At 46.0% G+C, this 22,556-nt stretch carries 23 protein-coding genes; 12 read left to right on the top strand and 11 right to left on the bottom strand.

Features of this window, described 5'->3' with window-relative positions; translation table 11 throughout:
- Positions 1 to 84 precede the first annotated feature (84 nt).
- Positions 85 to 759, bottom strand: a complete 675-nt coding sequence (locus tag L1076_RS15700) for a fructose-6-phosphate aldolase (protein WP_237303969.1) — start codon at positions 757 to 759, stop codon at positions 85 to 87.
- Between the two features lie 256 nt (positions 760 to 1,015).
- Here L1076_RS15700 and L1076_RS15695 point away from each other — a divergent pair, with 256 nt between their 5' ends.
- Both L1076_RS15695 and L1076_RS15690 read left to right on the top strand, forming a co-directional pair.
- Positions 1,016 to 1,957, top strand: coding sequence for a glycyl-radical enzyme activating protein (locus L1076_RS15695; RefSeq protein WP_237303968.1), 942 nt, complete (start codon positions 1,016 to 1,018; stop codon positions 1,955 to 1,957).
- 2 nt (positions 1,958 to 1,959) lie between these two features.
- On the top strand, positions 1,960 to 4,383 hold the full coding sequence (locus tag L1076_RS15690) for a formate C-acetyltransferase/glycerol dehydratase family glycyl radical enzyme (RefSeq protein ID WP_237303967.1): 2,424 nt from the start codon (positions 1,960 to 1,962) through the stop codon (positions 4,381 to 4,383).
- 61 nt (positions 4,384 to 4,444) lie between these two features.
- Here L1076_RS15690 and L1076_RS15685 read toward each other — a convergent pair whose 3' ends face one another.
- A complete protein-coding gene (locus L1076_RS15685) occupies positions 4,445 to 5,689 on the bottom strand; it encodes a membrane dipeptidase (protein ID WP_045416102.1) in 1,245 nt (414 codons plus the stop codon).
- 307 nt (positions 5,690 to 5,996) lie between these two features.
- Between L1076_RS15685 and L1076_RS15680 the strand changes: the two genes are divergently transcribed.
- From L1076_RS15680 to L1076_RS15665, 4 genes are all read left to right on the top strand, one after another.
- Entirely contained in the window at positions 5,997 to 6,950 is a 954-nt protein-coding gene (locus tag L1076_RS15680) for an AraC family transcriptional regulator (protein WP_237303966.1), read from the top strand.
- A 112-nt stretch (positions 6,951 to 7,062) separates the two neighbouring features.
- A complete protein-coding gene (locus L1076_RS15675) occupies positions 7,063 to 7,392 on the top strand; it encodes a hypothetical protein (RefSeq protein WP_237303965.1) in 330 nt (109 codons plus the stop codon).
- A 168-nt stretch (positions 7,393 to 7,560) separates the two neighbouring features.
- Positions 7,561 to 8,028: an Sbal_3080 family lipoprotein gene (locus tag L1076_RS15670; RefSeq protein ID WP_039977538.1), complete on the top strand. Its 468-nt coding sequence runs from the start codon at positions 7,561 to 7,563 to the stop codon at positions 8,026 to 8,028.
- Positions 8,029 to 8,156: 128 nt separating this feature from the next.
- Complete coding sequence (locus tag L1076_RS15665) at positions 8,157 to 8,651, top strand: GNAT family N-acetyltransferase (RefSeq protein ID WP_045405950.1); 495 nt, start codon at positions 8,157 to 8,159, stop codon at positions 8,649 to 8,651.
- A gap of 75 nt (positions 8,652 to 8,726) precedes the next feature.
- Here the strand turns inward: L1076_RS15665 and cydX are convergent, their stop codons facing one another.
- The 8 genes from cydX to L1076_RS15625 form a co-directional block, all read right to left on the bottom strand.
- Positions 8,727 to 8,834 (bottom strand): cytochrome bd-I oxidase subunit CydX, encoded by a 108-nt coding sequence (cydX, locus tag L1076_RS15660; RefSeq protein WP_010453186.1) that lies wholly within the window; start codon positions 8,832 to 8,834, stop codon positions 8,727 to 8,729.
- A gap of 10 nt (positions 8,835 to 8,844) precedes the next feature.
- On the bottom strand, positions 8,845 to 9,981 hold the full coding sequence (cydB, locus tag L1076_RS15655; protein WP_045405952.1) for a cytochrome d ubiquinol oxidase subunit II: 1,137 nt from the start codon (positions 9,979 to 9,981) through the stop codon (positions 8,845 to 8,847).
- Between the two features lie 9 nt (positions 9,982 to 9,990).
- Positions 9,991 to 11,586 carry a cytochrome ubiquinol oxidase subunit I gene (locus tag L1076_RS15650; RefSeq protein ID WP_237303964.1) on the bottom strand — a complete coding sequence of 532 codons (1,596 nt, stop codon included), beginning with the start codon at positions 11,584 to 11,586 and terminating at the stop codon, positions 9,991 to 9,993.
- An 87-nt stretch (positions 11,587 to 11,673) separates the two neighbouring features.
- Positions 11,674 to 12,273 (bottom strand): DoxX family protein, encoded by a 600-nt coding sequence (locus tag L1076_RS15645; RefSeq protein WP_005429408.1) that lies wholly within the window; start codon positions 12,271 to 12,273, stop codon positions 11,674 to 11,676.
- On the bottom strand, positions 12,270 to 13,001 hold the full coding sequence (locus L1076_RS15640; RefSeq protein ID WP_237303963.1) for a putative DNA-binding domain-containing protein: 732 nt from the start codon (positions 12,999 to 13,001) through the stop codon (positions 12,270 to 12,272). The genes L1076_RS15645 and L1076_RS15640 overlap by 4 nt, the downstream gene beginning before the upstream one ends.
- Positions 12,994 to 13,860 carry a DUF692 domain-containing protein gene (locus L1076_RS15635; RefSeq protein ID WP_237303962.1) on the bottom strand — a complete coding sequence of 289 codons (867 nt, stop codon included), beginning with the start codon at positions 13,858 to 13,860 and terminating at the stop codon, positions 12,994 to 12,996. Before L1076_RS15635 ends, L1076_RS15640 begins: the two co-directional genes overlap by 8 nt.
- The gene (locus tag L1076_RS15630) at positions 13,848 to 14,162 is read right to left on the bottom strand and encodes a hypothetical protein (RefSeq protein ID WP_005436274.1); all 315 of its coding nucleotides are present in this window, start codon (positions 14,160 to 14,162) and stop codon (positions 13,848 to 13,850) included. The genes L1076_RS15635 and L1076_RS15630 overlap by 13 nt, the downstream gene beginning before the upstream one ends.
- Positions 14,152 to 15,108 carry an MBL fold metallo-hydrolase gene (locus L1076_RS15625; RefSeq protein WP_237303961.1) on the bottom strand — a complete coding sequence of 319 codons (957 nt, stop codon included), beginning with the start codon at positions 15,106 to 15,108 and terminating at the stop codon, positions 14,152 to 14,154. Before L1076_RS15625 ends, L1076_RS15630 begins: the two co-directional genes overlap by 11 nt.
- 346 nt (positions 15,109 to 15,454) lie before the next feature.
- On the opposite strand from L1076_RS15625, the gene L1076_RS15620 reads away from it, so the two are divergent.
- The 6 genes from L1076_RS15620 to L1076_RS15595 all read left to right on the top strand — a co-directional run bounded on the left by L1076_RS15620 (position 15,455) and on the right by L1076_RS15595 (position 21,470).
- On the top strand, positions 15,455 to 16,255 hold the full coding sequence (locus L1076_RS15620) for a PhzF family phenazine biosynthesis protein (protein WP_237303960.1): 801 nt from the start codon (positions 15,455 to 15,457) through the stop codon (positions 16,253 to 16,255).
- 4 nt (positions 16,256 to 16,259) lie between these two features.
- Positions 16,260 to 16,679, top strand: coding sequence for a VOC family protein (locus L1076_RS15615; RefSeq protein ID WP_039977529.1), 420 nt, complete (start codon positions 16,260 to 16,262; stop codon positions 16,677 to 16,679).
- A 237-nt stretch (positions 16,680 to 16,916) separates the two neighbouring features.
- On the top strand, positions 16,917 to 18,590 hold the full coding sequence (locus L1076_RS15610) for an LruC domain-containing protein (protein ID WP_045405966.1): 1,674 nt from the start codon (positions 16,917 to 16,919) through the stop codon (positions 18,588 to 18,590).
- Positions 18,591 to 18,603: 13 nt separating this feature from the next.
- The gene (locus L1076_RS15605) at positions 18,604 to 19,062 is read left to right on the top strand and encodes a hypothetical protein (RefSeq protein ID WP_039977527.1); all 459 of its coding nucleotides are present in this window, start codon (positions 18,604 to 18,606) and stop codon (positions 19,060 to 19,062) included.
- A 206-nt stretch (positions 19,063 to 19,268) separates the two neighbouring features.
- Complete coding sequence (locus tag L1076_RS15600) at positions 19,269 to 20,873, top strand: ABC-F family ATPase (RefSeq protein WP_081634991.1); 1,605 nt, start codon at positions 19,269 to 19,271, stop codon at positions 20,871 to 20,873.
- Positions 20,874 to 21,038: 165 nt separating this feature from the next.
- A complete protein-coding gene (locus L1076_RS15595) occupies positions 21,039 to 21,470 on the top strand; it encodes a VF530 family DNA-binding protein (RefSeq protein ID WP_038885589.1) in 432 nt (143 codons plus the stop codon).
- A 114-nt stretch (positions 21,471 to 21,584) separates the two neighbouring features.
- Here L1076_RS15595 and L1076_RS15590 read toward each other — a convergent pair whose 3' ends face one another.
- A complete protein-coding gene (locus L1076_RS15590) occupies positions 21,585 to 22,538 on the bottom strand; it encodes a LysR substrate-binding domain-containing protein (RefSeq protein WP_171373486.1) in 954 nt (317 codons plus the stop codon).
- Positions 22,539 to 22,556: the final 18 nt, after the last annotated feature.

Here is a 22,556-nt window from a genome sequence, read left to right as displayed (position 1 = left end):
AAAAGGGAATCTCAAACTCACCGGCGCACAGGGTGAGTTAAGATTCCCTTACTATTGACTAAGATATTGAGTTCTTACTTTTAATTAGCTTTCAAATGAAAGTTTATCGCCGAACGTCTCTTTCCAGTCTTTATCGAACTGTTCAACCGCAGGTTTTACTGCTGGGTGAGCAAACATTTGTGCCGCCACATCAGTTGGTAATGTAATGGCTTCGATACCCAGTTTCATCACCTCCATCGCTTGTTGAGTGTTCTTGAAGCTGGCTGCCAAAATCTTCGCTGGTAATTGGTTTTGGTCGAGCAGTAATTGAAGATCCGCGACCACTTCAACACCGTTGCCGTTCATCGCATCAATGCGGTTTACGTAAGGTGCTAGGTAGGTTGCACCGCACAGTGCTGCAAGGAAGCCTTGTTGAGCTGAATAGATAGCGGTAGCAAGAACCTGAATTCCCTCTTTTTTCATTAGCTTAATTGCTGCTAAGCCGGTTTCTGTTGCTGGCACTTTTACCACCATATCGTAAGGCAATTCATTCAGTTGGCGCGCTTCTGCCAGCATACCTTCGACGGTTGAACTCACGACTTGAGCGTGAAAGCGAGGTGTACCGCCAAGTGCTTCTTGCATGCCTGCTAGGGTTTCATTCAGCCCCTGTTTTGACTTCGCCAAAATGCTTGGGTTTGTCGTCACGCCTTTTAGCGGTAGGCACTGGTTAAAGCGTTTTACTTCTGCCACATCAGCAGTATCTAAATAAAGTTCAATCATGGTTTCTACCTTAAACAAAATCTTCGTTTTGATGATGGGATCACTATAGATCTGACAATCGAACGAGATCTTGACTTTGATCAATTGAAATTTCATTTGAAACTATAATAATTTCATTAAATGAAAGTTGAGTGAAACTTGTAAACGCTCAAATGAAGCTTTCAGTTCGAACAAAGAAAAGCCGTTCATAAGACTCAACGAGCAAAAGAAACGGATTAAGTACACAGCGGTAGCACAGACCAAGAGGCAAGCAGAGATGTATTTCAATATTCAACGATTCTCTACCCATGATGGTGATGGCATTCGTTCCATTCTTTTTCTTAAAGGATGCAGCTTGTCTTGCCCTTGGTGTCAAAATCCAGAAAGCCGCAGCGAAAAGCATTCACTGTTGTTTGATCAGCGAAGCTGCATGGAAGATTGCCAGCTGTGCGTTTCTGCTTATCAAGCCACAACTCTAACCACAGCGGGTAGTGAAATGGTGAGCGATGGTATTCAACGTATCGACAACCAGATCATCATTAATCGCAAAGCCATCAAAGAAGACCAACTGATCGCGCTGCGAGACGTCTGTCCTACGCAAGCACTGACTGTATGTGGTGAAGAAGCGAAATCAGACATGCTGTTTGACACCTTAATGAAAGACAAACCTTTCTACGACCAAAGCCAAGGTGGCGTGACCTTCTCCGGTGGTGAGCCACTCATGCAAGCAGATTTGGTGGCAGAACTCGCGCAGCGTCTGCATGACAACCAAGTCTCTACCGCCATTGAATCGTGCATGCATGTGCCTTGGAAGAATGTCGAAAAAGCCGCGCCGCATATTGATTGCTGGTTGGCGGATTTAAAACACACCGACGAAGAAAAATTTCTTAGTTGGGCGAAAGGTTCACTGAAACGTATCAAAGACAATTTCCGAAAACTGGCACCTATCGCGAAACGCATTGTGATTCGCGTTCCCGTGGTGCCGGGGTTCAATGACACCATCGAAGAGTTGAAAGACATCATCGATTTTGCGGCTTCACTAGAAAGCTGCCAAGAACTTCACTTGCTGCCGTACCACACGCTCGGCATCAATAAATACCGTTTGCTCGATATGCCTTACGAGTGTTCTGACAAGCCACTAAACAAACCAGAACTGCTAGAAAGCGCCATGCAATACGCAAGCGAAAACACCCAACTTAACGTGATTGTAAGAGGTTAACTATGGACCTGAATTACCTTCCTGAGCGTATCAAAGCGCACAAATCGGCACTGGTAAATATCGTAACGCCACCTGTCTGTACAGAGCGTGCAGAGGCATACACTCGTGCTTATCAAGCAAACGAAGACAAACCTGTGATTGTCCAACGTGCGCTCGCACTGCAAGAGCACTTACGCACTCGTACGATTTGGATTAAACACGATGAGCTAATCGTCGGTAACCAAGCGAGCAAAGTACGCGCTGCGCCTATTTTCCCAGAATACACAGTGCGTTGGATTGAAGCGGAAATTGATGAGCTAGCTGACCGTCCTGGTGCAGGCTTTGCGGTCACTGAAGAAGATAAGCAAAGCATCCACAGCATCACACCGTACTGGCGCGGTAAAACCGTACAAGACCGTTGTTATGGCTTGTTCACTGATGAGCAGCAAGAAATCTTAGCCAGCACCATCATTAAAGCTGAAGGCAACATGACTTCGGGTGACGCGCACCTTGCCGTGGATAACGAGAAAATCTTGAAGCTAGGCATGAACGGTTTGCTAGAGGATGTTCGTCAGCACCGTGCTAACAATGATGTTTCGACCTTTGAAGGCTTGAAGAAAGAGCAGTTCTACAAATCGGTCGAAATTGTACTGCTTGCCATTCAAGACCACATGGTGAGCTACGCTGAATTGGCGGCAAAAATGGCGCTAGAAGAGACGCGTCCGCTACGCAAAGCTGAGTTAGAAAGCATTGCGGCAAACTGTCGTCATGTAGCAAGCCACGCACCAGAAAACTTCTGGCAAGCACTGCAATTGAGCTACTTCGTTCAGTTGATGTTACAAATCGAATCGAACGGTCACTCGGTTTCTTTCGGTCGTATGGACCAGTTCCTCAACGAATTTTATGTTCGCGATATCGAAAACGGCACGATTGAGAAAGACTTCGCACTAGAGCTTTTACAAAGCTGCTGGTTGAAGTTGCTTGAAGTAAACAAGATTCGCTCTGGTGCACACTCAAAAGCATCGGCAGGTTCTCCGCTGTATCAAAACGTGTGTATCGGCGGTCAGAAGTTGAATGAAAAGGGTGAGCCTGAAGAAGCAGTGAATCCACTTTCTTGGGCGATTCTGGAATCGTGTGGTCAGTTACGTTCGACGCAACCTAACTTGAGTGTGCGTTACCATGAAGGTTTAAACCAAGAGTTCTTAATGGGCTGTATTGAAGTGATTAAATGCGGCTTCGGTATGCCAGCGTTCAACAACGATGAGATTGTTATTCCTGAATTCATCAAGCTTGGTGTAGAGAAAGAAGACGCTTACAACTACGCATCTATCGGCTGTATCGAGACCGCAGTTCCGGGCAAATGGGGTTACCGTTGTACGGGCATGAGCTTCATTAACTTCGCTCGTATCTTGCTAGCTTCATTGAACGAAGGTGTGGATGCAACAACGGGTAAAGCTTTCTTGCCACACGATAAGTCATTAGCAAAAGGCAACTTTGAGAACTTTGAGCAAGTGACCGCTTCTTGGGCAGAGCAAATCCGCTACTACACCCGTAAATCGATTGAGATTGATACTGTAGTCGACAGCGTACTTGAACAGCAAGCTCAAGACATTTTCTGTTCAACGCTGGTGGATGACTGTTTGGCTCGCGGTAAAACCGTGAAAGAAGGTGGCGCGAAATACGATTGGGTATCTGGTTTGCAAGTCGGTATCGCAAACTTGGGTAACAGCCTAGCCGCCATCAAGCACCTTGTTTTCGATGACGCGCAAATCACTCAGCCAGAGCTGGCAAAAGCATTGGCAGAAGATTTCGACGGCATGGAGAACGAACAGCTTCGCCAACGTCTTATCAACTTTGCACCAAAATACGGTAACGATGATGACGCGGTAGACCAACTGCTCGCAGACGCGTACCAAGTGTACATTGATGAGCTAGAGCAGTTCGTTAATACGCGTCATGGGCGTGGTCCAATTGGCGGCGGTTACTACGCAGGTACATCAAGTATCTCGGCAAACGTCCCATTCGGTGCTTCAACCATGGCAACGCCAGATGGTCGTAAAGCGAAAACACCATTGGCAGAAGGTGCAAGCCCGTCATCTGGCTCAGACCGTTTAGGTCCAACAGCGGTATACAACTCGGTCGGTAAGATCCAAGCGAATAAGATCCTTGGTGGCGTGCTGCTTAACCAGAAGTTAAGCCCAGCAGCGGTTGAGTCTGAAGGGGATAAACTCAAGCTTTCTATGTTGATTCGTACCTTCTTCAACCACCACAAAGGTTGGCACGTTCAGTACAACATCGTCTCTCGCGAGACCTTGCTAGCCGCGAAGAAGAACCCAGAGCAATATCGTGATCTTGTTGTGCGAGTCGCAGGTTACTCAGCCTTCTTCACCGCGCTATCACCAGATGCGCAAGACGACATCATCGCACGTACTGAACACGAACTGTAAGTACACTGACTAACTAAAACAAAAGGCACCGATTGGTGCCTTTTTGCGTTTTGGTCTGAGTTTATTTACCCATATGCTCGTGGCGCATTTTTGTTAGCATTTCTAAGCGTTTTGAATACTGCTCTTGGAACGCTTTTGGGTCGACGCCTTCGGAAACTTGAGCGTATACTCGCATCTTATTGCCGCCGTAAATCTTCGCCAAGTCTTCGTTGCTGTAGCCTCGTGCCCATAAGTCATCAGTAATTGCGGCTAAGATCTTGGATAGTTCGCCGTTGCCTGTTGCGCCCTTGTTGAAGGCGTCAATCATGTAGCCGCCATCGTCATACATCTTGGCGTTTTTCATCGCAAAATCGACCACGCCTTTTGTTGAGAACATGTCATCGGTTGCGATACCAACATGGTCAACGCCGACTAATTTCACATAGTAATCGATCATATCTGCTGCTTGTTTTGGCGAGATGTCTTCTGGCCATACACCATCCATCATCCACTCGGTAAAGGTTGGTGATACGTAACCGCCTGACTTCGCTGCACGAATTGCCTCATCATCAGGGATTGCACGATAACAGCCTTTTGGTGTTGCATCGGGTTCACTCTTATACAAACCCGCTGGGACTGAGTGAGAGTAGATAAATGGCGTTCCAGCATGATTCTTTTCCATGTAATCCATCGCATCATTGGCGGTCTTGGAACCTGTATGGCTCAAGTCGAGAATTACGCGGTATTTCACCATCTCATCGATCACTGATTGGCCCCAAGGTGTTAAGCCAATATCGCGACCATTATAGGCCGCTAATTGACCTGAACCGGTACGAAAAATATCGTTGTACGCTAAGATCATGCTTTTCAAACCCATGTCTTTAAGCAGCGCTATACGAGTCACGTCTTCTTCCAAAATGGTGGCAGTTTGGCTATTCCAAAGAACGGCGGTTTTGCCTTCTACGTGCGCTTTCTCAATGTCTTGGTTGGAATGGGCAACAATAAAGTTGTCTGGTTCTTTCGCCATGGCTGCACGGTGTTTGTGGTGGTGGAAAATGAAGTCATCAAAGTTATGGTCAGCCGCAGTAATCGTATATTCATGACCAGTAATGCCGTTGTCGCGTGCTAACTGGAAGTAATCGAGAAGTTGTTGATCGTCTGTCCAACCAGCACCATAAGGGCTTGCTAGCATGCCAATCACAATGGTGTCTTGAACAAAGGCTTTTGCTTTGTCTGAAGCTGGCCACGTTTTGCTTTCTACGCTGGCGTAAGCGGAGCCCATTGATACGGCGATAGTGATTGCTGCCAATGACATTTTCTTGATCATAGTAACCTCTCAATAGTGAGTGTAAGTCCGTTTATTTTGATGGGGGCATCTAGCGTTTAGAGATGGCTTTTGTTGTGAACGGTTTAATTCAACTAATTGAATATTAGTCAAAACTCACGTTCTTGCTGCCAATCTCTAAGCGATAACGGAAACTTGATGTGAAATACGATCTATGGCTCAAATTTTTTGCCTTAACTTCACTCAAGCGATGTGGTTATCTTAGTCAGTTATGAATGTGAAAATGTGCATTTTGCGCCACGTGTTCTATCTTTTGAAAAGCCAGTCAAGTAACGTCAGAAGTCGTGTAATGAAAAGAGACGTGTTGAACCTAGGAGAAGGTGTGAGTCATTCCATCCCATTGATTAGAAAAACAATCGTGTATGATTTTCTTGGTCAGTTAGCTCTGGAGCCTAAAGCATTGGCGCAACTGCAAGAGCAAGCAGACATGCCATTTGCGCTAGACACTTCAACGGCTGAGTTCATTCCTTTCCATGCTTTTTCTCGGTTGCTATCTGGGGTGAGGCAGCACTTGGGTGCAACGGTGTTTGTCTCTTCATTACAACGTATCGCGAAGCACGCGAGTATTAATTTGAAGTTCAATCAAGCCACGCCGGAAAACGTCATCACGAGCTTAGGGCTAAGAGCCTTGAATGTTGAAACGACAGCTCATGTCACTCGTGTAGAAGCTCACGCTAGTGCCTTTGAGCAAATAGAAGCCGAGCTGTTTCTAACGGTTTATCTTCATGCGTATATGAAAGCTTGGTACCCAAATCTGCAAGAGCCGAGCGCTTACTATCTGCTTCACCCGCAAGGCCAGCCCTTAACTGAGCTCCAAATCAGAAACGATATTCCGCAGTTTCTTGGTCAAGAACATTTAGCGCTGGAGTATCCCGCTTTAGAAGAGATCGATAGCATAAATGTGTGCGCGGAAGACAAGCCTTTTACGTACTATGTTGAGAAAGCTTTATCAGCGTATGTAGGGCGAGTTGATATGTCTTTGGAAGTGTTTAGCGAGTTAATAGGCATTTCAAAGCGCACGGTGCAGCGCAGTTTGAAGCAAGAAGGCACCAGTTTTCGAGAGGTAAAAGAGGCGCTCAACTTTGCCTTTGCCAAACGCGTTTTGATTCAAAGAAACAGTGCGGTTGGAGATATTGCTGTGCACTTGGGATACGCTGATGCCACTCAGTTTGTGCGTGCCTTTAAACGCGCGAATGGCATCACCCCTTTGCAGTGGAAGAAAGCTAATCAATTATCGAGCTAAGTTGACCAAATAAATCTGTTTGATCTCTATCGTGTTTATCTATATAACCATTTGAAAAATATAGCACTTTCAATAGTGTGGAAGAAAATTAAAAAGAAGGGTAGAAGAACGGATGTTTTTACTCATCGCAATACTTGCAGGGGTAGCGGCGTTAATTTGGTTTTATCGAGAAGGGCAAGTCATTGGCTTGAACCGGATCCTCGGCATACTTTATTTTATTACTTACGCTGTGGTGTATTTGTACGTTCCACCATTTCTCGAAATGGGGCATCAATACATTGGCAAAACCTACGAGCTGATCCCCATCGCCTGCCTTTACGGCATTTTGTACCCAGAGCCTGAGGAAGCAACGACTGAACAGAAGGCGATAACCTTTTTTTCATGGTGTGGCTTGATCTTTATCAGCTGTTTCTTGTTGTATTTCAAAATGAATGTCTGGTGAGAAACTAAACACTAAGTGCAAGGAAGATAAATGAGTTATGAATTATTTATCCTGTTGATTTTGTGAGAAGGATTATTGAGGTGTTGAATTAAAACTGCCAGAATCCAATATTCGATGCTGATTATTCATTTGGCGTCATTGGTTGTCATTTAAAAACAGAGAAAAAATATGTTTAAAAAAGCACTCGTTCTGGCTCTTCCGGTTGTATTAGCAGGTTGTTCTGCTCCTAAATTCACTGCTGAGCCTATTGCACAGTCGAATCAAAGCAAAGAAATCACTATCGTAAAAGATGATGCGACAAGGGAAGTGTTCATGGATTCGTTGCAAGAATGGTGCTTAGACACAGCACGTAAATGTACTGTTGTAAGTGACGGTACAGCGCCTAAGACAGACGAACTGACGTTAACTTATGTTTCACGTTGGAGTTGGGATTTGAGAACGTTTATCGCTGATGCAAAAATTAACGCTTACAAGAATGATCAGAAAGTCGGCCACGTTGAATTTAAAGCGTCCAACAATGGTAATTTAGACAAATTTGGTGACGATACAAAGCGTATTGAATCGATGATTCAAATTCTATTTGGTGAGCAAACTATTAGTGACGCTCAGCAGAAAATTAAATCTGGCGAAATCTAAGCACACAGTTTAAAAATGTAAGAGCATCGATACTCTAGTAAAGCTCAAAAGTAATGTTTTTCTTTTGAGCTTTATTTTTTTATGTCATTTAAAGCGCATATGAAATAAGCCTAAATAAGTGAAATGATATGGAAATAGCTAAAGCCAATCTCAGCCATTTTGAAGCGTTTGAGCAGTATGTTGAAAAGTGTGCTCAGGTGGGAATGGAAATGTACGTCGCCGCCCAACGCGACAGTGATGCGCTGCTGAAAAAACGAATTGGATACGCGAAAGGCCAAGGTTTGCCGGAAGGTTGGACGCCGTCTTCGACTTACTTTTGTATCAAGGAGGGGATGATACTTGGTTCGATTCGAGTTCGTAACGGTAATAACGACTACCTTGAAAATGTGATTGGGCACATTGGTTACGAAACCGCGCCAGATGCTCAAGGCAAAGGCATCGCCACATTTATGTTGAACTGGGTGAAAGCTGAGGTTCTTGAAGGCAGCGCAATCGTCACTTGTGACGTGAACAATATCGCATCAAGACGCGTGATCGAAAAAGCGGGTGGCGAGTTCCTCAATACATTTTATTCAGAACAAGATCAATACGAAGTGCGCCGCTATCGATTGTCGCCAGAGTAAACTCATTGAGATGAACAAACGCCCTCGTGACTGAGGGCGTTTGTTATTGAGAATGTTCCATTCTGAAGTGAGAAGCTAGAACTCTTCCTCTTCAAAGCGCCCTGTGTTCTCTAGCCATAAACCATTGATGACACCAAAGGCGCAGGCGAGTAACACGCCAAGTACCCAACACATGTACCACATACTTGCCTCCTTAATAGAGCGATGAGCTGTTGCTGCGGATGTAGTTGTTATCCAAACGTCCGAACATTTTGTAGTAACACCATGCGGTGTAGCCCAGAATCACAGGCACAACGATGATGGCTACGATAGAGATAATTCCGAGCGTTTTCTCACTCGATGTGGCATCCCATAGCGTTAAGCTGTGCGATGGGTTGATGCTTGATGGCATGATCATCGGGAACAAGGTGACGCCCGCGGTTAAGATAATGCAAGCAATCGCAATGCTCGACATAGTAAACGCCACCCCAGCACGGCGAGAGACTGTTGCCCAAAAGCACACGAGTAAGCTGGTTACCGCAGTGAACGGAATCAGCCAAAGTTGTGGCATTTCGCTGAAGTTATGCAATAAGTCACCTGCAATACTCACCACTTGTTTGTTGAGTGGGTTTGAAATGCCATCTTTTAGCATCGCGCCGATGATGATGTAACCTGATTGCGATGCCGCAAACAAACCACCGAACATAAACAACATCATGGTTGCACCCGCACCCCACAACGTAATGTTTTGTGCTCGACTGCGTAGCTCATGTTTAGTTTTCATTTGAAGGAAAGCAGCACCTTGCGTCACCACCATGGTCAAACTCACCAAGCCACACAGAATTGGGAATGGAGTGAGCAAGTCAAAGAACCCACCTTGATAATCGAGCATCAGCAAGTTGTTTAACTCGAACGGTACGCCAACCAACAAGTTACCGAAGCCAACCCCAAAGATAATCGGTGGAATCACACCGCTGATGAACAAGGCGACATCACACACATTGCGCCATTGCGGATTATCGATTTTAGCTCGGTAATCCATACCAATAGGACGCAACCAAAGGGATGCGAGCACTAACAGCATGGCAATGTAGAAGCCGGAGAACGCTGCGGCGTATACCAAGGGCCATATCGCGAAGATGGCACCGCCAGCGGTAATTAGCCAAACTTGGTTGCCGTCCCAGTGTGGTGCGATAGCGTTAAGCATTACACGACGTTCTAGGTTCTTTTTCCCCATAACAGGGAGCAGCGCGGCTACCCCCATATCGAATCCGTCAGTGATGGTGAAACCAATCAACAGCACACCAACGATCGCCCAAGTAAATAGGCGTAGGTTTTCGTAATCAAACATAGTGCCTCCTTAGTGCTGATCAATCAGTTTGAATGTGTCGGGTTGTTTGTCTTTTTCGTTGTTTTCTTCATGGTGATAGCGACCTGTTTTGAGCACGCTTGGTCCACGTTTGGCAAACTTCACCATCAAGAACATTTCTACAATCAAGAACGCTGTGTAGAGCACATAAACAAAGCCGAGCGAAATCCAAATGTCACTTGGCGCGAGGTTAGATACTGCCATATTGACCGGAAGCACCTCACCAATTGCCCATGGCTGACGTCCGTATTCGGCAACGAACCAACCTGCTTCACAAGCTATGAAAGGCAATGGAATCGCCCATAGTGCCGCTCTCAATAACCAAGGGCTCGAACCTAATTTTCTGCGGCAGACTTGGACGAAAGACAAACCGATAATGGCGAACATTAATACCCCACACGCCACCATGATTCGGAAGCTCCAGAACAGTGGTGCTACTTGAGGAATCGTGTCTTGCGCCGCTTGCTTGATTTGACTTTCAGTCGCGTCGGTGACGTTCTCGGTGTATTTTTTCAATAGCAAGCCGTAGCCGAGGTCTTTCTTCATCTCATCGAATTGAGCGATGTTTTCAGGGCTGTCGTTACCTGCGCGAAGTTCCTCCAGCATGCCGTAAGCTTGGATACCATCGCGGATACGATCTTCGTTCTGCGCCATCAGATCGCGTAAGCCCATCACAGGTTCATCCAGCGAGCGAGTCGCGATGATCCCCATTAGATATGGAATCTTAATGGCGTAGTCGGTTTCCATGGTTTCTTGGTTTGGTAAGCCAAATAGCGTGAACGAGGCAGGTGCTTCTTCGGTGTGCCATTCGGACTCAATTGCCGCCAGTTTTACCTGTTGCACGTCACCAAGCTCGTAACCTGATTCATCGCCCAACATCAATGTCGACACAATCGCAGCCATGCCAAATGCTGACGCCACTGCAAACGATCGGCGAGCGAAAGAGATATCTCGACCTTTGAGTAAGTAGTAAGCACTGATGCCCATTACAAACAAAGCACCTGTGGTATAACCGGCAGCCACGGTATGAACAAACTTAACTTGCGTGACGGGGTTAAACACCACATCAGCAAAGTTGATCATTTCCATTCTCATGGTCTGGTAGTTGAATTCTGCGCCGACTGGGTTTTGCATCCAGCCGTTCGCCATCAAAATCCACAACCCAGAGAAGTTAGACCCTAGCGCCGTCAGCCAAGTGACCGACAAGTGTTGGCGTTTTGATAATCGATCCCAACCGAAGAAGAACATGCCGACTAAGGTGGATTCGAGGAAGAAGGCAATCAAGGCTTCGATGGCAAGCGGCGCCCCGAAAATATCGCCCACATAGTGAGAGTAATACGCCCAGTTGGTACCAAATTGAAACTCCATGGTAAGACCGGTCGCGACGCCCACGGCGAAGTTAATCCCGAATAACTTACCCCAGAACTTGGTCATGTCTTTGTAGATGGTTTTTCCCGTCATGACGTACAAAGACTCCATAACGGCCAGTAAGAAAGACAAACCTATGGTCAGTGGGACGAATATAAAGTGATAGAGTGCGGTACTAGCGAACTGAAACCGCGACAGATCAACGACATCTGCAAACATAAGAACTCCTTCCCGCTACCAGAGTAGCGGGTTAGATAAGGTTATTATTAGTCTGTTTAACTAAGCGTTAAAACTTGGGCGCTTGAGTTACGCTTTTGCTGGTGTGCGAGAGAAAGGTTTTCTCAACCAGTAATCCAAGCTTACGTAGCGACCACCGCCGTAGAAGAACAGCACCAGCAACATCACAAAGTAGGTGGCTGCGAACTCCATACCGTTGTTGAGCATTACTGGGTCACCCAATTCGGTGATGTAGTTGTATCGACCTGGGAAGTTGGTTGCTAACCATTCAATAAAGCCGTTCAAACGCACCGTTGCTTCCATGCCGCCAGTGGCGATGGCATCCCAACCATGTTTCCAGTGCACCATTGCGCTCGCAACACTCATCAAGAAAATCATCGGAATCGACATCACTCGGGTAAACAAACCCAATGCGATACAAATACAGCCAAGCACTTCCGTACCTGCGGCAAGAAACGCTAACAACTCGGGAAATGGTAAGTTCAAACCACCATCTGCGGTGGACGCGCCAAACCACGCGACGGTGCCAGAGAAACCCAGCACCTTAGAGCGAGCGCCAACAAAAATGACCGGAATGAGGTAGAGACGAATCGCAAGTAACGCTAAGTAATCGTATCTTTTGCATTTCTCGACGAGACCGTCGAACCAATTGAGGGCTGACTTAATCATAATTTTTCTCCTGAAGGGCGCACGCTGACGAGTCCTAGTTCACTGAAGTGTTGAGCCCACTCCATGAAACTGAATCTGGCGAGTTGCTGAGCAATCATTTGTTGTAGTTGCGCCTGAGTCAGGTTTGGTTGCTGTTGTAATAGCTGAATCAATGCGACATCCACTTCTCTGAGCTTTTGCGATATCACATGATGCTGTGAGTTCCGAAACACGCCATAAAACACAGGGTGACGCCTGTCAGTTAAGAAGGTCACGGAGTCTTGATGCAGCAAGAAAGGCACTTCGACCAGCTTTAATGTTGGGTTGAGTTGCAGCGCTTGGTTCTCTTCGAATATCGGATTCGATGCAGAAATGAATGCCACGACTAAGGTGTCAATTTCTACATTGAACGCCACCCATTCATATTCCAACAACGCCATCTGGTCGGCAGAAATAGAGCTGGAATCTTGATGCGCTTTCTGCTGCAAAAACTGAACAAACTCGGTGGCAATATGATGAAACTCAGGCTCGGACGCGCCATGCATCACCACAAAGTCATCCACCATGCGTTCAAGTTGTTCATCAGCGAACTGCGAAGAAAATAGAGGGAACGTATTCGCAACGACACCCAAGATGTTGTCGCGGATAAATTCGCTATATCGACACAGCGCATGCTGATTCATAGGCGTGCGAATCAGAGCCGTTAGGGACTCGGTTTGCGCGCGCATTTTGCTCGGAGGATTAAGCATTGAGCACCTCCTGACATAAAACTTCGAGGGTTTGGCTGAAGTCCAAGATCTCGCTATGAATGCTGCGAAGCTCTTCAGCCAGAACAAGCAGCGACGGCACATTGTGGTCGCGTTCAAGAAGCAAAGGCTTACTGCCATGTACCGAGTAGGTGTAACGAGCCAGATCAATCACTTCATCAGGCACTGGTTTACCATGGGTATCGAGCAAGAAGTCGTCACGCTCTTTCAAGTGACCCGCAATGTGGTAATAACGAATCGCGTCGCTTGGTAAAGTGCTGAGCATGTCGTAAGGGCAGAAATGATGATTTCGGCTGTTGACGAACACATTGTTGATGTCGATAAGCAGCTCACATCCACTGCGGTCACTCACTTCAGCGATAAACTCGCCCTCTGGCATTTCATGTCCGTAATCGTGGTAGTAAGAGATATTCTCTAACGCCAATGGACGCTGAATAATGTCTTGCACGCGTTGAATGCGTTCGACCAAATACGGAATGTTCTCTTTATGTCGAGGCATCGGAAGCAGTTCATACAAATAGCCCTGATTGTCTCTAGAGAAACTCAGATGTTCGCTATAGATGTCGATATTAAATTCATCGAGAAAGCGTGCGACGTCTCGTACAAAAGACTCGTTTAACGGTTGGCAATCACCAATCGATAAGCTCAAGCCATGAGCGACAAGCGGATAATATTTCGCAATGTCTTGCAGCTGTTCACGTTTCAAGCCGCCAATATTCATCCAGTTTTCCGGTGCTAATTCGAGGAAATCGATATCTGGGTGCTCGGGCAACTGACACAGCAAATCAACGTGTTCGCTGCGCAGCCCAATCCCTTTTGATGTATCGGTTATTGTCCGCATACCCCACCTGTGATTTTGCTTTTGGTTAATTTGATGGTTTCAGCCGAAGGGTTAATGCCCTCGCCAGTCACGCCACATTTGCCGTCACGAGCGCGTACCAAACGGCCTTGCGGATCATCTTTTAACTCTTGTTTCTCAAAGCGTTTCTCTGTACCACATTTACCAGCCGCACACTTACCGCCATGTTGAGAGCTGGATTGAGCCTCAACGGGAGCCTCGGTGGGTGCATCGGCAAACGCCATGCCAGAGTTCAAAGTAATGACAGACGTCATCGCGATAGATAGAGCGAGTTTATTGTTCATGAGACATCTCCTTCGCTGCGCTCATTGGGTAGCTAGATAAGTCATGACCAGCGATAACTTGACCGTGGTAGTACTCTTTAACGATCTTGATGGAAGCGGGTTTGAGTTTTAGACCTAAGCCCATCCAGTGGTTAAGCACCAAGAGTTTTGGATTCACTTCTGCGGCGATCTTGCCGACAACTGATGGCTTAGCGTGCATAAATGACGAGACTTCGTCGGCTTCTTCGTGAATTGCCAATGGCATCAATAAGATGTCCGCACCTTTAGCGAAGTCGATGAAGTCAGGGTTACTGCCGTTTTGGTCGGCGGAAATCACCATTACCCCTTCGGCACTTTCGATTCGGAAAGCGAGACAAGGTACGTCGCCATGTGGGATGCCGAGAGCGTAAATGGTCAACCCATCTTGCTCGTACACCTTGGTGCCTTGGGAAGTTTTGTATGGCACATCAGTAATGGTGACTGGGAACAAGCCATCGCTGCCATCAAATAAACCGTTCAGATATGCGTAAGCGCCTTCATCACCGTCGAAAAGCGCTTTCATGTAACCGGTTAAGCTAGGAAATGCAGAGCCTGCTTCAGGGCCTGCGATATCAAGGGGATCTTGACGATCAAAGAAGTAGCCACCTTTTAATAAGGCAGGGACGTCAGCGACGTGGTCGGTGTGAAAGTGGCTTAAACCAAGGAAGTCTAAGTCTTCCAGTTTGCCGCCCGCTTGACCAAAACGCAGATAGACACCGCCACCGGCATCGATCATCACGCGTGATTTTCCTTTCCACCAAATCAGTTCACCAGACGATGCACGCAGGTCATCAGAGATTGGTCCACCCGATCCGAGTAACTGCAAAGTAAAATCTTTTTCGAGCGGTTCGACAGTTAATGCGTAACAGTTGGCTGCGCCTAAGGATAACCCTAGAGCCAGCACTAACGTTTTTAAAGGCTGTTTCATATTGAATACCTATGAGTTTGATTTTTCTTATTTATTTTCTTTGGGTGAGCATCCAAAGAAGTGTTGAAGAGGCAGGAAAAACGATTTGTTTTTGATGTCCATCAAAGCACGGGAATAAGATATCCAATATGAATGGTTAATTATATCTAGTAATTTTAAAGTTTCGTTCAAGTAAACTGAACGTTATTGGTTTGAGCTGAACAAGCATCAGAATGTAAAAAGGCACCGCAAAGGGTGCCTTTTGTTTGTGTTTTGCAAGAACAATCAGGGCATGCATTGTCGCTTTGCGGTGAAACCGATAAGCTGTTTGGCATCTTGCCAAAATAGCAGTATTAGGAAGCGCATCATGGATCTCGATATCTACCAAGTGGACTCTTTCACCACCGAACCTTTCAAAGGAAACCCTGCTGGAGTCTGTCTCTCACAAGAACCGTTACCAGAAGCATTGATGTTCTCTATCGCTGAAGAAATGGCGGTATCAGAAACTGCTTTTCTCTGTTTGAAAGACATGCGTCTGCGTTGGTTCACACCTAAGGTAGAAGTGGCGCTATGTGGTCATGGCACATTAGCCACAGCGCAAATCTTAAAAGAACAAGGATTAGCGAAGGTTGGCGATACCATTGCCTTTCAAACTCTCTCTGGTGAGCTTCATGCAAAAGTAAACGAGTCGACAATTGAGCTCGACTTTCCTTCGACTCAGCTTGAAATGGATGTTGAACAAGACGCTACGTTGCTAGCGGCGCTTGGATTGAAAGCAGAGCAGGTGGTTTCTTACGCTCAGTTTGACAGCAAAGGCTTTATTGAAGTCGACAGTGAACAAACCGTGCTGGATCTCGAGCCTAACTTTGACGCATTAAAGAACATTCAAGGGCGTGGCGTGGTGGTAACTGCTCAATCGAACTCCCCGGATCTCGACTTTATCTCGCGCTACTTCGCCCCTTGGGTGGGCGTGAACGAAGATCCTGTAACAGGCTCAGCCCACTGCGCACTGACTCAGTTCTGGGCGCAGAAGCTCGGTCAAAATCAGTTTAAAGCTTATCAAGCCTCAGCACGTGGCGGCCACTTACAAACCGAACTACTTGAAAATGGGCGCATTAAACTAATTGGCTCCGCAAAGACGGTAATCAGCGGAAAACTAAAGGTATAACGCGATGAAACAATCCATTATCCATATTGCTTTGGTCGTAAAAGATTACGATGAAGCGATTGATTTCTATGTGAATAAGCTGAAGTTTGAGCTGGTGGAAGATACTTACCAACCAGAGCAAGATAAGCGCTGGGTTGTGGTTTCTCCACCGGGTTCTAATGGTGTGACATTATTGCTAGCCAAAGCGTCTAAGCCAGAACAGCATGATTTTATCGGCAATCAAACTGGTGGACGTGTGTTCCTATTTTTAAACACCGATGACTTCTGGCGTGACTACAACCGAATGGTAGAGCAGGGCATTAAGTTTGTTCGCCCGCCTGCGGAGCAAGACTACGGTACAGTAGCAGTATTTGAAGATCTCTATGGCAACCTGTGGGACTTGTTAGAGATGAGCCCAAGCCACCCAATGGCTGCGCGTTCGTAGGTTCGAACTCATCGATATTAACAGCGTCTTTCGGGGCGCTCTTTTTGTTTCAGATATCCGCCTCTTGCATTTCTTTCTTCTTCTCCTATTTCGCTTCACTTTGCCTATCAGCTTCATTCTCAAAATGATAATGATAAAAACATCTAAATAAGATTTTGTTTTTTAAGGATTTAAACTCGGCACTATATTTGCGTTATCCCCCGTACAACCAACGATTCAGTTGACAAGGGGAATAATATGAAAACAAGGAAAATGTTCGTGCTAACGTGTTGTTGTGCATCTGCGTCAGCATACGCACTTACTACCAGTGATTTGGCATATGAATCTGGCAGCGATAGCTCAAACTACTCGCTAAAAGGCAAGCCGAATAATATGTATTCTATTTCCGGGACATTGCCACAAGACACACTCAGTAATGTTTATTCAATGCTGCCAGAGGGTACAGCCGTCAACAATGCCTTTATCGCACCAGAGCGTTACTCGAACATCGATATTGACGATGAACTCGATGGAGCCCCTTATGCGACCGCCTCAATTACGTTTCTGAATGAAGGGGCTGGTTATAGAAATGCATTGGGGTACTTCGTTTACGACACTGATAATCCACCGTCAAACAAAGACGAAGTTAACGCACATGTGATTGTATTCCCTAATGCTTCCAAGGCACCAGATGGTGAGATGGCTGAAGGTGATACGATTGACCTCAATGTGCAGTTGACAGCAGGCCAAACGCTGGCATTTTTCGTTATCCCAAATGGGTGGGGAGCCAGTACTTACAACAATATTTTGAATTTAGGTCCTTGGAACACGCCTTTCTATAGTTATTCGAACCTTAACCCTGAATCAACAGCGCTCTATCGTAGACATAATGTTGCGTTTATCGATACGCAAAACGAATTTCTTGTGTTGGGGTTCGAGGATCTTCTTCGCCCCTACGGTGACAATGACTTTAACGACTTACTGTTTACCGTCGATGTTTCACCATTCTCCGCAGTAGACGGTGTAAACCCGGATGGAACGACGGATTCTAAATACGAAGTGCTGGTACAAGAAAACGACCCAGATGTTACCGTTACTTCTGTTTATCCAAGTTCTAATTCTTATGCGACCATGGCCTTTGAAGATCGCTGGCCATTAATGGGCGACTACGATTTTAACGATGTGGTGTGGCGCTACCGCGTGACTGAACTGTTGAATGGTCAACGTGAACTGAAAACCATCACCGTGGATTACACCTTACAGGCAATGGGAGCAGGGTTTTCAAACGGCTTTGCTGTAAAACTGCCGAATGTTGACCCGGCAAACGTTGCTTCTGTTACGCTCACGAAAAATGGGCAGGCGGTTGAACATACGGTCTTACAATCTGGTAGTGAAACGATTCTTGTGGTTTCAGAAGATCTACGAGCAGAGTTGGAATCGCTTGGCGTGCTCAGTGAGACTTGTACTTATTACCGAACGCAAAGCGGTTGTTTGAACCAACAAGCTGCTGAGCTCCTTGCATACCAACTTGTTGTTGAGTTAACCACTCCTGTGGAGAGAGATTTGGTTGGCTATCCACCTTATGACTCTTTCATTTTTGCAGCTGAAAATACCTACCATGGCGACTTTGTGGCGACCTTCCCTGGTATGACATGGCAAACGCACTTTAAGTCGTTCTCCGGTACTGCTGAGATGAACAATGCAATATTCAATATGCATGATGACGATACGGGTGGTTCGGAATACTTCCTGACCGATAACAACATGCCTTGGGCGATCAACATTCGTGATGAGTGGGAACATCCTATCGAACTTATGGACATCAGCCATGCTTATACCGGTTTTCCTGCGTGGGTATCGAGCAATGGTGAAACGGATACCAGTTGGTATAGCACGCCAGTAAGCGGAAAAACCATTTCAGTAGCGGAATAATAAGGAGCTTCACATGAAAATTTCAACAAAACTGCTGACCATCATGTTCGTTCCTGTGTTTATTGTCGCTTGTGGTGGTGGAGGCGGCGGTGGTGGTGGTTCTTCAACGCCTGCACCAACGCCCACTGTTGAAACCATCGATAACACCCAAGATATTGTGGCGGAACGTGATTTTTCATTTGATATCGGAGAAACCATTACTATATCGATGAACTATCAAGGTTCTGCGGATGGCGCTTTACACCTTTACACCAAAGCGGCATTTACCACAGAAAACGGTGTGGTCGTGGCCGATCCAATGTCGCGCATTACCACCATTTATCCAACACGAACCAGCGAAGTGGAGTTAGAGGTAAATGGTAACTGGAGCCAGTTGTATGCTCAGTGGGTACCCATGAGTGCGAATGAATCAGAGAAGAATTGGGTCGTATCATTAAATCAGTCCAACAATAACTACCACCTCGACTTTTAATAGTGACGAGTAGAAAAAACGAAAGTGCGGCAAATGTCGCGCTTTTTGTTTTTCGAAAAATTCGGCGCAATATGAATGTGACCTATATCACCTTATGAATGAATCATATAGAATGGCGGCCACATTCAATATGACCTTTTTTAACAGTATCTCGAAAGTAAATTAAGAGCTTGTTATTAAAAGAAATTTACTTCGAGGGCACTGCTATCATTAGTACAAACAACATCACCATGCAATTTGGTGCCGAGCCATTGTTCGAAAACATTTCCGCTAAATTTGGCAACGGTAACCGTTATGGCCTGATTGGCGCGAACGGCTGTGGCAAATCTACGTTCATGAAAATCCTGAGTGGCGCGCTCATGCCAAGTTCAGGCAACGTTTCTATTACTCCAGGATTAAAACTTGGCGTATTGAGCCAAGATCAGTTTGCGTTTGAACAATACAGCGTGATTGACGCCGTGATCATGGGTGATCGCAAATTGTGGGAAGTGAAACAAGAACGTGACCGCATCTATTCATTACCAGAAATGAGTGAAGAAGACGGCATGAAAGTCGCTGAGCTTGAAAGCGAGTTCGCAGAAATGGACGGCTATACAGCAGAAAGTCGTGCTGGCGATATTTTGCTGCAAGCGGGTATTGAAGAAGAGCTGCATTTTGGTTTGATGCAACAAGTTGCTCCGGGCTGGAAACTGCGCGTGCTTTTGGCACAAGCTCTGTTTGCTAACCCGGATATTTTGTTGCTCGACGAACCAACCAACAACTTGGACATTCATACCATCAACTGGTTGGCAGAAGAGTTGAACCAGCGTAAGTGTACGATGATCATCATCTCGCACGACCGTCACTTCTTAAACTCTGTGTGTACTCACATGGCAGATATCGATTACGGCGAATTGCGAATTTACCCTGGTAACTATGAATACTTCCTTGAGGCATCTGGTCTTCGTCGTGAGCAGCTATTGGCTTCTAACGCGAAGAAAACCGCTGAAATCAACGAACTTCAAGATTTCGTAAACCGTTTTGGTGCGAACGCATCGAAGGCGAAACAAGCCAGTTCGCGCGCTAAAAAGATGGATAAAATCCAACTCGACGAAGTGAAAGCAAGTAGCCGTGTTAGCCCATCGATTGATTTCGGTGAGGGTAAAAAACTGCATCGTTTAGCCTTGGAACTGCAAGACCTGGGTCACTCGTTTGGTGATGAGTTGTTGTTTGAAAAAGGCAATTTGTTACTTGAAGCGGGCACTCGCCTTGCGATCATCGGTGAAAACGGTGTGGGTAAAACGACCTTGCTGCGTTGCCTAGTGAACGAGTTAGAGCAAACTCAGGGCGTAGTAAAATGGTCTGAAAACGCTTCGATTGGTTACTGTCCACAGGACAGCAGTGCAGACTTCGATAATGATCTGACCATCTTTGAGTGGATCTCACAATGGCGTACCGTGAAGCACAATGACTTAATGGTGCGTGGCATTCTAGGTCGCTTGTTGTTTACCGCTGATGATGCCAACAAAAAAGCGAAAAACTGCTCGGGTGGTGAGAAGAACCGCCTGCTGTTTGGTAAGCTAATGATGCAAGACATCAACGTTTTGGTGATGGATGAGCCAACCAACCACATGGATATGGAAGCGATTGAAGCGTTAAATAGCGCATTAAAAGACTACACTGGTACTTTGATTTTTGTCAGTCATGACCGTGAGTTCGTATCGTCATTGGCGACTTCAATCATTGATGTAAAAGACAAACAGTTGGTGAATTTCCAAGGTACATTTGAAGAGTACATGGCACACCAACAAAAGGTGCTTAGCGCTGCGTAACCAAGCGCCGATCATCGCGAATAATTGGATGTATAGATCGTCTTTGAGACGAAACAAACAACAGATTATTCGTAATAGTGATTTAATCTAAACCTAATAGAGGTAAGGTGGTGAGTACTACGCTCGCCACCCACAATTAAGGAGCCGTTCATGAGCCATGAATTTATGACCGACGAAGAACGTATTGAACTGCAGAAGAACAACCCTCTGCACGGTCTTAAATTAGAAGACATGTTGCAGCAGCTTGTTGACCATTACGGTTGGGAAATCCTCGACACAGCAATGCGTATGAACTGTTTCAACACTAAGCCAAGCATTGCGAGCAGTGTTAAATACCTGAAGAAAACAGAATGGGCTCGCGAGCGTGTAGAGAACTTCTACCTATACCGTTACAAGCGCATGCCAAAGGCATCTGAATACGAATACAATCTGCCACCACGTGCACGTACTTTCCGTCATGGATTGGAACCACGTGAACCAATGGAACTGACGGTTGAATCGATTCTGGCTTCACAAGCAAAAGCTGCGTCTGCGCACAAAGAGCGTTCGTCTAAACAGCGTGCAGATCGCGCTCGTTTTAACAATCGCCGTCGATAAACTTTCAGTTTTCTTGTTCTCATGTGCTTTGATGCTTCGTGAACAAGAAAGGTGATGAAAAGCCAAGCTATTCAGTTTGGCTTTTTTTGTTGCCTTTTCTTTGGCTAAATCTGTTTATCCAGACCCTAGCTTGATAATCGAAGAGTACATCTGCTGCGGATCTGACTGACGGCTGAATCGCGCTTGGAAGCTCTCCACCACATAATCAATAAAGGCTCGTAACTTTTGCGATTGCTCTTTGTGGTAAGGGTAAACGATATACAGCGCGTGCTTTTCCATCTGCCATTCAGGAGTAATTTCAACCAATTCACCTGAAGTTAATTGAGGCTCAACAAAGAAGTCTGGCAACAACGCAACCCCATGTCCGGCACATGCCGCTTGGGTGAGCGCCAAACCACTGTTGACAGTGTAAACACTCGCAGGCAGATCAACTTCCAATACCTCACTGCCATTTTGAAATGTCCAACGGCGAGACGTTGAAGAGAGGCTATAGCTAAGTAGGCGATGGTGTATCACGTCACGTGGGGATTTAAACGGCTGCGACTCTTCAAGGTATTGAGGGGAAGCGCAAAGTACACGGCGGATATCCAATAGTTTGCGCGAGCGTAGGCTAGAGTTACCCAATTCGCCTCCGCCACGAATGGCAATATCGACCCCTTGCTCAATCAAATCAATATGTTCATCACTCATCACCACTTCGATGGATAGCTCTGGATGCAGCTTCATAAATTCGCAGATAATGGGGTTTAGCTCTATCAACCCTAATGACATCGGCATGCTGATTTTTAGCGTGCCCTTTAATGTGTGCGAAGACTCGATCACTGAACGATCGGCATTGTTGAGTGCATCGAGAACCTGACACACTTGCTGATAATAGAGCTGACCATTATCGGTAATGTGTAAATTGCGGGTAGTGCGGTTAATCAAAGGGCTTTTCAAATAGCTCTCTAATTCATTGATGTTCTTACTTATTGCGGCTTTTGAGAGATTTAAATCTTCTGCTGCCGCGACGAAGCTACCTAGCTCCACCACTCGACGAAATACGGTTAATGCTCTGATCTTATCCACGCATTAGTTTCCTCATAC

Origin of the sequence: Vibrio sp. MMG023, assembly GCF_021654215.1 — a bacterium.
Lineage (GTDB): Bacteria > Pseudomonadota > Gammaproteobacteria > Enterobacterales > Vibrionaceae > Vibrio > Vibrio jasicida.
This window is presented reverse-complemented; position numbering and strand designations above follow the sequence as displayed.

Bases quoted from the DNA above. Each gene is read 5' to 3' on its own strand.
- L1076_RS15605 (WP_039977527.1), top strand. From the start codon at position 18,604: ATGAAAATTTCAACAAAACTGCTGACCATCATGTTCGTTCCTGTGTTT.
- L1076_RS15650 (WP_237303964.1), bottom strand. From the start codon at position 11,586: ATGTTTGCAGATGTCGTTGATCTGTCGCGGTTTCAGTTCGCTAGTACC.
- L1076_RS15695 (WP_237303968.1), top strand. From the start codon at position 1,016: ATGTATTTCAATATTCAACGATTCTCTACCCATGATGGTGATGGCATT.
- L1076_RS15625 (WP_237303961.1), bottom strand. From the start codon at position 15,108: ATGAAACAGCCTTTAAAAACGTTAGTGCTGGCTCTAGGGTTATCCTTA.
- L1076_RS15680 (WP_237303966.1), top strand. From the start codon at position 5,997: ATGAAAAGAGACGTGTTGAACCTAGGAGAAGGTGTGAGTCATTCCATC.
- L1076_RS15675 (WP_237303965.1), top strand. From the start codon at position 7,063: ATGTTTTTACTCATCGCAATACTTGCAGGGGTAGCGGCGTTAATTTGG.
- L1076_RS15615 (WP_039977529.1), top strand. From the start codon at position 16,260: ATGAAACAATCCATTATCCATATTGCTTTGGTCGTAAAAGATTACGAT.
- L1076_RS15690 (WP_237303967.1), top strand. From the start codon at position 1,960: ATGGACCTGAATTACCTTCCTGAGCGTATCAAAGCGCACAAATCGGCA.
- L1076_RS15700 (WP_237303969.1), bottom strand. From the start codon at position 759: ATGATTGAACTTTATTTAGATACTGCTGATGTGGCAGAAGTAAAACGC.
- cydB (WP_045405952.1), bottom strand. From the start codon at position 9,981: ATGTTTGATTACGAAAACCTACGCCTATTTACTTGGGCGATCGTTGGT.
- L1076_RS15685 (WP_045416102.1), bottom strand. From the start codon at position 5,689: ATGATCAAGAAAATGTCATTGGCAGCAATCACTATCGCCGTATCAATG.
- L1076_RS15630 (WP_005436274.1), bottom strand. From the start codon at position 14,162: ATGAACAATAAACTCGCTCTATCTATCGCGATGACGTCTGTCATTACT.
- L1076_RS15595 (WP_038885589.1), top strand. From the start codon at position 21,039: ATGACCGACGAAGAACGTATTGAACTGCAGAAGAACAACCCTCTGCAC.
- L1076_RS15620 (WP_237303960.1), top strand. From the start codon at position 15,455: ATGGATCTCGATATCTACCAAGTGGACTCTTTCACCACCGAACCTTTC.
- L1076_RS15645 (WP_005429408.1), bottom strand. From the start codon at position 12,273: ATGATTAAGTCAGCCCTCAATTGGTTCGACGGTCTCGTCGAGAAATGC.
- L1076_RS15610 (WP_045405966.1), top strand. From the start codon at position 16,917: ATGAAAACAAGGAAAATGTTCGTGCTAACGTGTTGTTGTGCATCTGCG.
- L1076_RS15670 (WP_039977538.1), top strand. From the start codon at position 7,561: ATGTTTAAAAAAGCACTCGTTCTGGCTCTTCCGGTTGTATTAGCAGGT.
- L1076_RS15635 (WP_237303962.1), bottom strand. From the start codon at position 13,860: ATGCGGACAATAACCGATACATCAAAAGGGATTGGGCTGCGCAGCGAA.
- L1076_RS15665 (WP_045405950.1), top strand. From the start codon at position 8,157: ATGGAAATAGCTAAAGCCAATCTCAGCCATTTTGAAGCGTTTGAGCAG.
- L1076_RS15640 (WP_237303963.1), bottom strand. From the start codon at position 13,001: ATGCTTAATCCTCCGAGCAAAATGCGCGCGCAAACCGAGTCCCTAACG.
- cydX (WP_010453186.1), bottom strand. From the start codon at position 8,834: ATGTGGTACATGTGTTGGGTACTTGGCGTGTTACTCGCCTGCGCCTTT.